Origin of the sequence: Phenylobacterium sp., from assembly GCF_030651185.1 — a bacterium.
Classification (GTDB): Bacteria; Pseudomonadota; Alphaproteobacteria; order Caulobacterales; family Caulobacteraceae; genus Phenylobacterium.
The window spans coordinates 39,243-52,040 of record NZ_JAUSCJ010000012.1 but is presented as its reverse complement, the minus strand read 5'-3'; the positions used below and the strand labels follow the sequence as shown (position 1 = coordinate 52,040).

Sequence of the window (12,798 nt, the reverse complement as noted above, 5' to 3'; positions counted from 1 at the left end):
GCAAGGTGCTTTCGTTGACGCGCGGCCCGGTTTAGGAAGGCGGCATGACTGATACGTCCAAGCAGATCGAAGGCCGCACCGGCCCGTGGGAAATTGTTCTGGGGCTGGAAATCCACGCCCAGGTGGCCTCGAAGGCCAAGCTGTTCTCCGGCGCGGCCGTCGGCTTCGGCGCCGGCCCCAACGAGCAGGTCAGCCTCGTCGACGCCGCCATGCCGGGTATGCTGCCGGTGATCAACCGCTTCTGCGTCGAGCAGGCTGTGAAGACCGGCCTGGGCCTGAAGGCGCAGATCAACCTGCGCTCCAGCTTCGACCGCAAGAACTACTTCTATCCCGACCTGCCGCAGGGCTATCAGATCAGCCAGTTCAAGGACCCGGTGGTGGGCGAGGGCGAGGTCATCGTCGAGCATGACGACGGCTCCACCTTCACCGTGCGCATCGAGCGCCTGCACCTGGAGCAGGACGCCGGCAAGTCGCTGCACGACCAGGACCCCAACGCCACCTATGTCGACCTGAACCGCGCCGGCACCGCCCTGATGGAGATCGTCTCCAAGCCCGACATGCGCTCGTCGGCGGAGGCCGCGGCCTATGTGAAGAAGGTCCGCACCATCCTGGTCTATCTGGGCACCTGCGACGGCGACATGGAGAAGGGCAACCTGCGCGCCGACGTCAACGTCTCGGTCTGCCGCCCGGGCGCCTACGAGAAGTTCCGCGAGACCGGCGACTTCAGCCACCTGGGCACGCGCTGCGAGATCAAGAACGTCAACTCCTACCGCTACATCCAGCAGGCCATCGAGTACGAGGCCCGCCGGCAGATCGAGATCCTGGAGGACGGGGGTTCGATCACCCAGGAGACCCGGCTGTTCGACCCCACCAAGCTCGAGACCCGCTCCATGCGGTCCAAGGAAGAGGCGCACGACTACCGCTACTTCCCTGATCCCGACCTGCTGCCCCTGATCCTCGACCCGGCCTGGGTGAAGCGGATCGAGGAGTCCCTGCCGGAACTGCCGGACGCCAAGAAGGCCCGGCTGCAGACCCAGTACGGCCTGTCGGCCTATGACGCCGGCGTGCTGATCACCGAGCAGGCCCGCGCCGACTTCTTCGAGGAGGCCGCCAAGGGCCGCGACGCCAAGCTGACCTCCAACTGGGTGACCAACGAACTGGCCGCCCGGCTGACGGCGGCCGGCCAGGACATCGGCGACAGCCCGCTGAAGCCGGCCGACATCGCCGAGATGGTCCAACTGATCGAAGAGGACGTGATCTCCTCCAAGATCGCCAAGGACGTCTTCGACCGCATGTGGGCCGGCGAGGGCGGCGCGCGCGCCATTGTTGAGAAGCAGGGCCTGCAGCAGGTCTCCGACACTGGCGCCCTGGAGGCGATGATCGACAAGCTGATCGCCGCCAATCCCGGTCAGGCCGCGGCGGTGAAGGAAAAGCCCCAGGCCATCGGCTGGTTCGTCGGCCAGCTGATGAAGGAAACCGGTGGCAAGGCCAATCCGGGCACGGTCAACCAGCTGCTCAAGGCCAAGCTCGGGATCGACTGATCTGCGGACGCAAGACAAAGGCCCCGGCGCGTGAGCTCCGGGGCCTTTTTCACGTCCTGTGGCGGGCCGCCCAGAGCGGGATGCGAAAAAGTGGGAACCGGTTTTTCGCGTCAATCCCGCTCCAAATATAAGGAATCGATCACGTTTATGATCTTGGATCGGTTCGATCCAAGATCATCGTGATCTAGTTGTTGGCGATGATCTCGAAGATGATGCCGGTGGCGATGGCCGCCAGGATGTAGTCGTCGCCGGCCCGGTACCAGGCGTAGCCGCGCGGCGGCTGGCGCAGGCGGTAGCGGCCGTAGTCATAGACCGGCGCGCCCCGGTAGTAGGCGGGAAGCGGCGCCCCGCGGCGCCACTGATTGTAGCCCGGCCGGTAGTAGGGGTTGCCGTAATAGACCTGGGGCGGCGGGCCGTAGTTCCAGCGGTCGCCATAGTAGTAGCCGTTGTGGCGGCCACGATCCCAGTCGCGGCGATCATAACGATCGGGTCCGCGATGGTCGCGGCGATCCCGGTGATCACGATAATAGCCCTGCGCCTGGGCCGCGGTGGCGGTGGCGGCCATGGGGCCGGCGACGGCCGCGACGGCGGCCAGGCTCAAGATCAGACGTTTCATGCCCACGTCTCCTTCACCACGCCCTGACGGGCGGACATCCCTCGAACCTCACGATGGCGGGGTCAGGCTGAACCGCGCCTGAACGCCTCGTGCGGGGAAGAACGCCGCGCCCGCGGTGCGGTTCAGGGGAAGGTGACGATGCTCGTGACTTCGCCGGTGGAGGTGCTGGCCCGGATGTATTCGTTGCCGACCTTGTACCAGGCGTAGCCGCGCTTGCGGGCCAGGCGGTTGTCGGTGACCATGTAGCCGCGGAAGTAGGGCGGCAGGATCAGGCCGGGCCGGAAGGCGCTGCGGCCCGGCTCGTACTGCTCGAAATAGCCCATGTTGTTCTGTCCGCCACCGGGCGGGGCGTAGTAGCTGCTGCCCACCGGCGGCGGCGGGCCATAGCCTTGACGGTTGTCTTGATGGCCGCCGTGATAGCCGGAGTTCCGATTGTCCTGCGGGTAGCTGTCGCGCCGCGCGTCGTAGTCGTAGCAGTCGCAGCGTTCCTCACGGCTCTCGCGGACGTAGGACCGGGAATCCCAGGACTGGGCCTGGGCCGCGGCGGAGATCGCCAGGCCGCCCGAAAGCGCCGCCAGGGCGGTCATGCTCAAACCAAAACGCTTCACGCCGATCTCTCCCGCTCGAATCGCCCCCGGACGCAGCCAGGGGGTGTGTGCAACAGGGCTACGCAATCTAAGCGCGGCTGTAAGCCCTCTTCGCGCGGCGGGCGATGCAGGCTCGCGCCGGGCGTTAACCGCTGGGCTCAAAAGCACCCAATATGGGTATACATCGGCGGCGGAGACTTCCCGGCGAGTAACGGCGGCGAATGCTGCGTTGAACTGCGGCCGAACAACGCAGTCTTTCAGTTTAACCATATGTTTAGTCGCTATCGACTTCTCTGGTGCCGTGAGGATCGGAGACACGCCCCCAGAATGGGGGATGGCCGGTCAGGAGAGGGAAACTTAGTCATGCTTACGAGCGTGGAACCGGAAGGCGGCCTGCCGTTGCCGACCGCCGAGGCCTCCGGGGACGAACTGTTCCGCATGGGCCTGCTGTACTCGACCGGTCAGGGCGGCGCGCCGCTGGACTACGTCTCGGCCCACATGCTGTTCAATCTGGCCGCCATGCGCGGTTCGATGGAAGCCAAGATCTACCGCAAGGAACTGAGCCAGGAGATGGCCTCCGACGAGGTCGCCGAAGCCCAGCGCCAGGCGCGCGAGTGGCTGGCCCACGGCTGAGCGGCCGATCCCGGTCTTGACCCCACGACGCCGGCGTCCGCTGGCGTCGTCGTCTGCGGCTACTGACCCGCGGCCTGCGCGCCGAGCGCATAGCTGAATCCAAACTGGATCGGCGAGAGGTCGCGGAAGTACTGCTGGATGAACAGTCCCGCATTGGCCACGCCGCTGCGTGGCACATAGACGATATCGAACCGGCGCAAGGGCACGAGGTCCGCGTTCGGGTTCCGAAGACCCTTCCCCAGTTTCACCGTCCGCATCATGCCGCGTCCGTCCGCCCCGCGCCGCAGGATGATGACCCCGTCGCGATTGGCGGTGGTCTTGAAGTCGCCGGCCTGGATCACCGCCCGCAGGGCGTCGGCGTCGCCGGCCATGTCAAAGATGCCCGGACTGCCCACCTCGCCCCCCACGAACACCTTCAGCGGCGCGGCCTTCGGCGAGACATCCACCGCCGGCCGCAGCAGCAGGCTGGCATAGGCCTGGGACAGCGACCCCTGCACCTCGGGGATCGTGCGGTCCGCCGCCATCACCGCCGGGATCAGCGGCAGGGAAATACGGCCATCCGGCTGCACCGTGACGGTCTTGTTCAATTCCGGCGCGGAGGGGAGGGACACCTCGATCTCGTCGCCGGGATAGAAGCGGTAGGGCGGCTCGTAGTCGCTCCAACTCGCATAGGGGATGTTGCTGAAGCTGGCGCCCTGTTCTCGGGCGGCGCGCGCCTCGCGATCCTCGCGGGACTCCGGTTCGTCGATCCGGCCCAGCATGTCCATGCGCGGCAGGCGGGGAATGTGGGCGCCGCACGCGCCGAGCGCGACACTTGCGCAGGCCATCAGAGCGGAGGCGAATTTCAGGCTGGGACGCATGACCGCAAACCTTAACGACAATGGGTAATGGAACGTTAATCGTCCCCCGCCACGGTCCCCTTCGTAGGGCTAGAACAGTCGGAATCGCATGGCCGCGCCAGGGGCTTGGACAATCAGACCGCACGATCAGGCGATCCGGACCGACTGGGCCGGACGGCCGCGCTATGCCGTCTCCGATTTCGCCACCCTGCTGTGGCGCGAACGCTATCTGATGATCGCCGTCTTCGCGATCATCTTCGTCCTGGGGGCCGCCGCCGCCTTCACGATGAAGACCACCTATCCCGCCTATTCCAGCGTCCTGGTCCGCCTGGGCCAGGAATATGTCTATGAGCCGCTCTCCGGCGACGCCGCCCGCGGGGCGGTGCCCGAGGCCGACGCCCTGATCCAGTCGGAAACCGAGATCATGGGCTCGGCTGTTCTCAAGCAGCGGGTGATCGACAAGCTGGGCCTGGCCCGCATCTATCCCCAGCTGGCGGCCAAGTACGCCGGGGCCAGCGCTTTGGAGAAGAAGCTGCTGATGGGCCAGGCCCTGCGCAGCCTTGAGACCAACACCAAGATCGAGACCGCGCCCGACACCCCGATCATCCGGCTGAGCTTCACCCACGAGAACCCCGATACTGCCGCCCTGGTGCTCAACACCCTGCTGGAAGAGTATCTGGTCTATCGACGCTCGGTGCTGATCGACCCCACCTCGCCGGCGCTGGGCCGTCAGCGCGAGGCCTTCGAGCAGCGCCTGATCGAGGCCGACGCCGCCTACGAAGCCTTCCTGAACAACAACCGGATCGGCGACTTCGTGGCGGAGAAGGTCTCCCTCGGCCAGCTCCAGCAGCAGATCGAGCAGCAGAAGTACCAGACCGACGCCCAGCTCCAGGACCGCATCGGGCGGCTGGCCATGCTGGATTCGCAGTTGGGCCAAGTGTCGCAGGAGGTCGGTCTCTATCGGGACGTTTCCAGCGCCGTCGGCGACAAGCTGGTGACCCTGAAGCTGCAGCGGGAGGACCTGCTTTCGCGCTACAAGAATGACGCCCGGCCGGTGCAGGAACTCGACGCCCAGATCGCCCAGCTGGAGGCCGGCATCGCCGCGGGCCGCACCCAGGCCGATGGGGCCAAGCGGTTCGGGATCAATCCCGTCTACCAGACCATCCAGACCGAGAAGATCCAGCTGACCGCCGAGGTGGCCGCCCTGCGCCAGTCGCAGTCCGCCCTGGCGGGCCAGGTGAACCAGCTCACGGAGCGCCGGCTGCGCCTGGCGGAGTTGGAGCCGCGCTTCCAGGCCCTGTCCCTGGACCGCGATGTCCTGCAGGCCAATGTGCGCGACTTCACCGTCAAGGAAGAGCAGAGCCGCGCGGCCAACGAGATCGCCTCGACCACCAACGACAACATCCGCATCGTCAGCCGGGCCGTGGCGCCCACCAAGGGCAAGAGCCTCAAGAAGCCGGTGATCGTGCTGGCCTTCCTGTTCGCCGCCTTCACCGCCCTGTGCGCCGGTCTGCTGCGGATGTTCCTGCGGCCGGGCCTGCCGACCGCGCAGTCCGCCGCGCGTACCTTCGACCTTCCCGTGCTCGCCACGGCCTCGATGAAGGTTCGCTAGAGCATGTCAGGCGCAAGTGGCAACCGGTTCGCCGCCCGGACATGCTCTAGATTCAAGAAGATAGACCCTTTTCATCCGATCAGGTTGTTTCAACCTGATCCGGAAAGGGTCTAGGACGGCGACGGAACCGGCGCCGTTCGTTCGCCTTGAACTTGCGGTAGTTTGGAAGCCTTACGCTTGTATCGATTCGAGGGATGGTGGACCTGAACGCCGAGATGGCCGACCTCTGGGCGTCACTGGGCGCGCCGGCCGCAGGCCGGGCGCGGGTGATCCAGGTCGTGTCCGCACGCCGGGGGGAGGGCACGTCCACGGTGGCGCGCGAGCTTGCCTGGTTCGCGGCCAAGCGCGCCGGGCGTTCGGTGTGGCTGGTGGATCTCGACCTGCTGGCCTCGCCGCAGTATCTCGCCGTTCGCGATGAGGCCGAGCGCTACGGCGCCCTGGGCGAGCCCGCGGCCGCCAGCCCCGACGGCTCGATCTTCTTCACCGTCCAGCCGGCTTCCCACAGTCCCGACGGCCAGCCCTGGCCCGACGCCCGCTATCTCTCGGCCCATCGGGTGGGCGCGGCCCGTTGGTGGGTCACCCGGTTTCGGCGCGAGAGCCTGAAAGGCCGCCAGGGCGTCCACATCCTGCCCACGGGGGACTACTGGAACGCCCTGCGGAAATATGCCGACCTGATCATCGTCGACTGCCCCTCGCCCGAGCGGTCGCAGGCCGCGCTCACCGTCGCGCCCTTCATGGACCAGACCGTCCTGGTGGTGGCCGCCGACGAGGCCGATGTTCGCGCGCCGGCCCAGCTTCGCGACGCCCTCGTCGCCGCCGGCGCCACGGTGGCCGGCATCTTCTTCAATCGGGTCACGGTGACCGCACCCGGCTTCCTGAAGGCTCTCCGGCCGTGACCCAGGCCACCTGGAGCGGGGTGGAGGTCGCAGGCCGACCCCTGGTCAGCCCCTGGAAGCTGGTGGTTTTCGCCGCCAGCCTGCTCATCCTGCTGACCTTCAGCGAGGGATGGGTCTTCCCGCTGCGCGGCGACGCCAACAACACCGCCTTCGACAAGCTAATCCCCCTCGGCTACCTGCCGGCCTATGCGGCGGGGGCGCTGCTGTTCGCCGTGGCCCCGGTCAGCACGGTCATGGCCTTGATCCGGCAACCGTTCCTGATCGCCCTGATGCTGGTGGTCGGGGCGTCGATCTTCTGGTCCACAGCGCCGGACATCACCTTGCGCCGGATCGTCGCGGTTTACGCCACCACCCTGGGGGGGATCGTCCTGGGCGCCCGCTATCGCTGGGCCGACCTCGCCGAGGTGTTCGCCACCGCCTTCGCCGTCCTGGCCGTCGTTTGCTTCCTCATGTCCCTGGCCGTGCCCTCCATCGGGGTGATGCATGAACTCTTCCCCGGCGCCTGGCGCGGGGTCTGGGCCGACAAGAACGCGATGGGCGGCATCATGACCCTCGGCTTCGCCATTCTGGCGGGCGCGGCCATGCTGAACCCTGCTCGGGCGAAGATCTGGTGGCCCTTCGCCGCCCTGGCCGTGCTGCTGGTGATCATGTCCACCTCCAAGACCTCCCTGGTCTCGGTGATCCTGGCGCTGGGCGGGCTGATGTTCGTCGCCATCGTGCGGCGCGGCCCGGCCGTCAGCGTCGCCAGTTCCTGGCTGGCGGTCCTGGGTCTGGTGGCGGCCATGTCCGTGGCCCTGTTCGCCTCGGACATGGTCTTCAAGGCCCTCGGCAAGGACGCGACCCTCACCGGCCGGACCGAGATCTGGGCCGCCGCCATGCACCAGATCGAGAAGCGCCCGTGGACCGGCTACGGCTACAGCGCGATCTATGACGACGAAAGCCGCTGGGGCCCCCGGGCCAAGATCGTCAAGGAGGCCGGCTGGAAGCCGCACCACTCCCACAACACCTGGATCGAACAGTGGCTGGGCCTGGGCATCTTCGGCCTGGCCGCCTGGGCCATGTGCTTCCTGCAGACCGTGATCCTGGCGGTCGTCGCGATCTATCGGGACAAGGGAGCCTATCTGGCGGTGCCGTTCCTGATCGTCTACGGCCTGACCTCGCTCACCGAGAGCGTGGCGGTGAACTACAACGACTTCCGCTGGGTGATCTTCGTGGCCCTGGCGGTGAAGCTTTGCTGGCCCGACCGCAACGTGCGGACCTAGAGGCCCAGACGCCGGGCTGCCTCGCGCACCGTCACCACGTCAAAGCCGTCCGCCGTCGCCTGATCGATCAGCCGCGCCAGGACCTCGGGGGTGCAGCCCCAGGGAGAGGGGTCTGGCCGCACGTCGTGGGTATAGAGGATCAGCCAGGCGTTCCGGGCCTTGGCCTGCGCCAGCCACTTCCGCGCGACGGTCTCGCCCTCTGGCCCCTCGATGCCGACCGCCGGGAGCTGGTTGAGGTCCGTGCCCTTCTCGACAAGACCGTGGTGCAGGGCGCGCAGAGTCGAGAACCGCTTGGCGAGCGTCCCCTTGGGCCCGCCGGCCACCTCGCCATAAGGGTAGGCGAAGCTCACCATTTCACCCACGTCCCAGGCGGCGACCGCCTGGGCGTTGCGGACCACGTCGGCCAGGGCCGCCGGCCCTGTGGCCCGGCCGCAATCGAGGTGGGAATAGGTGTGGCAGGCGATCTCGTGCCCGGCCTTGGCCAGGCGCCGGTAGTCCACCGGCTCGGCGCAGACGCCCATGGGCGCCTCGGTTCCGGCCAGGCCCGCGGAGACGTAATAGGTGCCCGCCAGCCCGCGGGTCTCCAGCAGGGCGGCGCCGGCCACCGCCGAGGTCATGGGGGCGTCGTCGAAGGTGAAGGAGACCATGGGCCGGCTCGGGGCCGTGGCCAGCGGCCGGGTGTTGACCAGGCGGACCAGACGGCGGCGCAGCTTGCCCTTCAGGGAGCGGTCGGCGGAATAGGCTTGCGCATAGCTCGTCATCACACCGCCTCGGCATAGAGCGCGGCGCGATAGAGCCGCAGGGCGAAGGCGCGCGTCTTCAGGGGGGCGGCCTCGGTCAAGGCGTAGGCCTTCAGCAGGGGGCGCCACCAGGATCGCAGGGGCGCGCGCTTCAGGAGGCGGGCGACCTTGTAGCTGGGGTAGCGGCTGATCACCGCGTGATGGCTGGCCACCACCCGAGCGAAATTGCCGGTGGACTGTTCGTACTTGTCGGCCAGGGTCCTGGCGGTATCCAGGCCCAGGTGCGTGGCGGTGTTCTCCACGTGCAGGATCGGCCAGCGGCTGGCGACCCGCATGCCCCATTCCACGTCCTCCCAGCCCCAGCCGGCGAAGCCCTCGTCGAAGCTCTCGGCGGCGAACACATCGGCGCGCACCAGCAGGTTGGAGGTGAAGATCTTCTCGGGCATCAGCGCCCGCTCGGTGGCGGGCAGGCAGTCGGATTGGCCGGCCATGGCGCGGTGCAGGGCATGGTCGCGGTTGGGCGGCGCCTGGTCCAGCGAGAAGCCGCCGAAGGCCACCGCCGGGTTCTGCCTGGCGATCAGGGCCAGCCAGTCGCCGATGAAGCTGGGTGTGTCGGGCAGCATGTCGCTGTCCAGGAACAGGTAGTGGCCCGCCCGGGCGTGGCTCACCAGCCGGTTGCGGCCCTTGGAGCGGCCCTCGTTCTTGGCCAGCCGCACGAAACGGGCCGGGAAGGGCAGGGCGGCGACGGCGATCTCCACCCTGGCGGCCAGTTCGGCGTCATTCGTGCCGTCGTCCAGGAGCACCAGCTCGGCGTCGCCGCTTTCGCGGGCCAGAGCCGCCAGCAGCGGCGTCGGGTCATCGCCCTTGAAGGGGGTCAGGATGGAGAGCGCGGGGCGGCCCTTCGCCCACAGCCTGTTGTCGAACAGAACCTCGGTCATGCGGCGCTCCGGGCGCGGAAGGTGCGAAGGGCGTCCCGGCCGCGGCTGCGCAGGTCGCCGGCGTCCACCAGGGCGATCACCGCGCCATAGACGACGGCGCCGGCTGCGGCCTTCAGGGCCAGTTCCAGCAGGCCCCCGAAGGCCGGGATGGCGCTGACCGCCAGGGCCATCAGGGCGCTGGCGCCCACCGCCTGGGCCAGGGTCAGCCAGGGCACGGGCAGGTTCACGCTGCGGCGGCCCAGCCAGGCCGAGGCTGCGAGACCCAGGCCGTAGCTGGCGGGGGTCGCCCACAGGGCGCCGTCCAGGCCGAAGCGCGGGATCAGGAGGACGTTGAGCCCCACATTGGCCGCCGCCGGGATCGCCATCGCCACCAGCAGGAAGCTGGTCTTGCGTCCCAGGGTGAAGGCCTGGTGGAAATAGTAGGTGGTCAGGCCCGCCAGCAAGCCGGAAAGCGCGATCCACGGCGTGACGTGCGCCGCGCCGGCGCTCAGCGTCGGGCCGATCATCAGCTGCGCCAGGGGGGCGGCCACCAGGGCCAGGCCGGTGGCGGCCGGCACGGTCAGCAGCAGCATCAGCTGGGCCTGTTCCCGCGCCGCGTCGCGCAACGCCCTGCGCCCGCCGCGCTCGAGCGCCATGATCAGGGCGGGCCCGCCGGCCGCGCCCAGCCAGATGAACACCACGTCCAGGCTGCGGTTGGCGAGGCTGTAACCCGCATGATAGACGCCCACCGCGCTCTCATCGAGGAAGGCCGCCAGCAGGAACCGGTCGGTGGTGGACAGCACCAGGGCCAGGATCAGTGACAGGGCCACCGGCACGCCATAGGCGGCGTGGCCGCGCAGCCGGGGCCCCTCAACCCGTCCGCCCGCCTGATGCCTGTGTTCCGTTGTCAGGATGAAAGGCAGGCAGGCCAGGGCCGCCAGACCCATGCCGGCCACCGGGGCCGCGCCGCCAAGGCCCGCCAGGGCCAGGGCCGCGCCGATCAGAAAACCACCCAGGGTCTGGCCCATGTCGAGCAGGGCCGCGCTCCTGACCTCGCCCGCGGCGCGCCGGCGCTCCTGGGCGATCTTGACGAAGGTGCGCGGGGCCACGGTCGCCAGGCCCGCCAGCACCGCGACCTTCAGGCCGGGCGTCATCGGCACGGCCAGGGTGATCAGGGCGGCGACGGGCAGGACCGCCAGCAACAGCAGCCAGGCGCGATAGATCGTGGCCGCGTGGTCGGCGCCGTCGCCCCGATCGGACTCCCCGGCCCAGAACCGCGCCATGGCGGCCTCGTTCCAGGTGAAGACGGCGGTGTGGACGATGGCCATGACCGAGATGCCCAGGGCGTAGTCGCCGAACTGGGCCGGGGTCAGCAGGCGGGTGAAGGCGACAATGGTCAGCAGGCCGACGACGCCCTGCACCACATTGACGGGCAGGTATCCGATCACCCCGCGCCAGAACATCGCCATAACCTCTTGAACCGATCTGGCCTCAGTGTGCCCGACCAGGCGGTTTCAAACGGTTAAGCCAGACCGCCTCAGCGGATGTTTTCGCGATCGCCCAACAGACAGGGCAGGGTCATGACGATGATGTAGAGGTCGAGCAGGAAGGACTGCCGCTCGATGTACTCCACGTCCAGCGCCACCCGGCGCTTCACCAGCTCGGGCGTGTCCACCGGCCCGCGCGAGCCGTGGATGGCCGCCCAGCCGGTCATGCCGGGCTTCATGCGGTGGCGGTGGGCGTATTCGGCCACCAGGCGGGCCGACTCGATATCGCCGGTCATCATCCCCACCGGGTGCGGGCGAGGCCCCACCAGGGACATCTCGCCGGCCAGCACGTTGAAGATCTGCGGCAGCTCGTCGAGCGAGGTCTTGCGGATGAAGCGGCCGACCCGGGTGACCCGGTCGTCGTCGGCCTGGGTCTGGCGGACCTTGCTCTGCGGCGCGGCCTGCACCCGCATGGAGCGGAACTTCCAGACCACGATCTCTTCGTTGTTGAAGCCGTGGCGGCGCTGGCGGAACAGGGCCGGGCCGGGGCTGTCGAGCTTGATCGCCAGGGCCACCAGCAGCATCACCGGGGCCGCCACCACCAGGGCCGCCAGGCCCACCAGCAGGTCCTGGCCGCGCTTGGCCACCGCGCGGCGGTCGTCCATCGGCGCGCCGGAAATGTGGGCCAGGGGCACGTCGGCGATGCGACTGATGGCGGCGGCCTCGTGGGCGGCGTCCTCGCCGTCCAGCAGCAGGCTGACCTCGTTGGGCAGGACGCCCAGGCGTTCGATCATCTGGCCGACGCGGGCGCGGGCCTGGGACGGCACCGTGATCACGATGCGGTCCACATAGGGCATGATGCGGTGGGCCAGCAGGGCGTTGGTGTCGCCCAGCACCGGAACGCCTCGGATGCCGGCTGGGCTGCGGGCCGCGCGGTCGTCGAACACGCCGAGGATATTGGCCTCGCGGCTCAGCAGGGTGGCGACGATCAGGCGCTCGGCCGCGCCCGTGGCGCCCACCACCACGATATTGGGGGTCAGGCGGCCGCTGGCCCGCCAGCGCCGCACGCACAGCCACCAGACGATGTGCATCAGATAGGTCGCCGCGAAGGTCGCCGGCGCCCAGGCGCCCATGGCCTGGGCCAGGGTCGCCATCGGGATGAAGGGCAGCAGCAGGGCGAAGGCCGCCCCCGCGCCGACCATGAACGCCCCGGTGAGGCGGACCAGATGGACGGCCAGCTCCTCGCGGCGGTTGAAGCCGTAGGCGCGGAAGATCGACAGGCTGAGCAGGACGGTGAGCGCCCCGGCGCAGGTCACCGAGAGGCCCGCCGACCCGACCGCGCCCAGTGCGTGGGCGACGGCGCCGGCGATCACCAGCAGGACAGCGTCGCCGCCCTGGAACAGGCGGGCCACCACGCGGCCTTGCAGGCGCGCGCGGGTGGGGATCAGGGACTGGGGCCGGAAGGGACCGCGGCGGTTCTCCGACGCGTCACGTTCGGCGGGCGGCAGGTCGGCGCGCGGGTCGGCGATGCGGGGATCAGCTTCGCGCGCTGGCGACTCAGGACCACTCTCCGGGACGGCCTTACGCTGAAACTGGACGACGGAGGACATGGGGAGGGGGCCGCGCAAGCACAAATGTGAAGCTGTATTGTGCCGCAGCGGTCTGATC

Annotated in this window: 12 protein-coding genes; 5 read left to right on the top strand and 7 right to left on the bottom strand. The window is 68.8% G+C overall.

Annotated features, from left to right (window positions below):
* Positions 1-44: 44 nt before the first annotated feature.
* Positions 45-1,541: an Asp-tRNA(Asn)/Glu-tRNA(Gln) amidotransferase subunit GatB gene (gene gatB / locus Q7J39_RS04280; protein WP_304820780.1), complete on the top strand. Its 1,497-nt coding sequence runs from the start codon at positions 45-47 to the stop codon at positions 1,539-1,541.
* 184 nt (positions 1,542-1,725) lie between these two features.
* Here the strand turns inward: gatB and Q7J39_RS04275 are convergent, their stop codons facing one another.
* The gene (locus Q7J39_RS04275) at positions 1,726-2,106 is read right to left on the bottom strand and encodes an RcnB family protein (protein ID WP_370689994.1); all 381 of its coding nucleotides are present in this window, start codon (positions 2,104-2,106) and stop codon (positions 1,726-1,728) included.
* Positions 2,107-2,279: 173 nt separating this feature from the next.
* Positions 2,280-2,765 (bottom strand): hypothetical protein, encoded by a 486-nt coding sequence (locus tag Q7J39_RS04270; protein WP_304820777.1) that lies wholly within the window; start codon positions 2,763-2,765, stop codon positions 2,280-2,282.
* 342 nt (positions 2,766-3,107) lie between these two features.
* Between Q7J39_RS04270 and Q7J39_RS04265 the strand changes: the two genes are divergently transcribed.
* Positions 3,108-3,377: a sel1 repeat family protein gene (locus tag Q7J39_RS04265; protein ID WP_304774321.1), complete on the top strand. Its 270-nt coding sequence runs from the start codon at positions 3,108-3,110 to the stop codon at positions 3,375-3,377.
* A 59-nt stretch (positions 3,378-3,436) separates the two neighbouring features.
* Here Q7J39_RS04265 and Q7J39_RS04260 read toward each other — a convergent pair whose 3' ends face one another.
* Complete coding sequence (locus Q7J39_RS04260; RefSeq protein ID WP_304820775.1) at positions 3,437-4,237, bottom strand: polysaccharide biosynthesis/export family protein; 801 nt, start codon at positions 4,235-4,237, stop codon at positions 3,437-3,439.
* Positions 4,238-4,325: 88 nt separating this feature from the next.
* On the opposite strand from Q7J39_RS04260, the gene Q7J39_RS04255 reads away from it, so the two are divergent.
* The 3 genes from Q7J39_RS04255 (at position 4,326) to Q7J39_RS04245 (ending at position 7,986) form a co-directional block, all read left to right on the top strand.
* Positions 4,326-5,828 (top strand): GumC family protein, encoded by a 1,503-nt coding sequence (locus Q7J39_RS04255; RefSeq protein WP_304820774.1) that lies wholly within the window; start codon positions 4,326-4,328, stop codon positions 5,826-5,828.
* A gap of 194 nt (positions 5,829-6,022) precedes the next feature.
* The gene (locus Q7J39_RS04250; protein ID WP_304820772.1) at positions 6,023-6,724 is read left to right on the top strand and encodes a sugar kinase; all 702 of its coding nucleotides are present in this window, start codon (positions 6,023-6,025) and stop codon (positions 6,722-6,724) included.
* A complete protein-coding gene (locus Q7J39_RS04245) occupies positions 6,721-7,986 on the top strand; it encodes an O-antigen ligase (RefSeq protein WP_304820770.1) in 1,266 nt (421 codons plus the stop codon). The genes Q7J39_RS04250 and Q7J39_RS04245 overlap by 4 nt, the downstream gene beginning before the upstream one ends.
* Here Q7J39_RS04245 and Q7J39_RS04240 read toward each other — a convergent pair.
* The 4 genes from Q7J39_RS04240 to Q7J39_RS04225 form a co-directional block, all read right to left on the bottom strand.
* The gene (locus Q7J39_RS04240) at positions 7,983-8,747 is read right to left on the bottom strand and encodes a polysaccharide deacetylase family protein (protein ID WP_304820768.1); all 765 of its coding nucleotides are present in this window, start codon (positions 8,745-8,747) and stop codon (positions 7,983-7,985) included. The genes Q7J39_RS04245 and Q7J39_RS04240 overlap by 4 nt on opposite strands.
* Positions 8,747-9,664 carry a glycosyltransferase family 2 protein gene (locus tag Q7J39_RS04235; RefSeq protein ID WP_304820766.1) on the bottom strand — a complete coding sequence of 306 codons (918 nt, stop codon included), beginning with the start codon at positions 9,662-9,664 and terminating at the stop codon, positions 8,747-8,749. Before Q7J39_RS04235 ends, Q7J39_RS04240 begins: the two co-directional genes overlap by 1 nt.
* Positions 9,661-11,112, bottom strand: a complete 1,452-nt coding sequence (locus Q7J39_RS04230; RefSeq protein ID WP_370689991.1) for a lipopolysaccharide biosynthesis protein — start codon at positions 11,110-11,112, stop codon at positions 9,661-9,663. Before Q7J39_RS04230 ends, Q7J39_RS04235 begins: the two co-directional genes overlap by 4 nt.
* A 68-nt stretch (positions 11,113-11,180) precedes the next feature.
* A complete protein-coding gene (locus tag Q7J39_RS04225; protein ID WP_304820764.1) occupies positions 11,181-12,740 on the bottom strand; it encodes an exopolysaccharide biosynthesis polyprenyl glycosylphosphotransferase in 1,560 nt (519 codons plus the stop codon).
* Positions 12,741-12,798 lie beyond the last annotated feature (58 nt).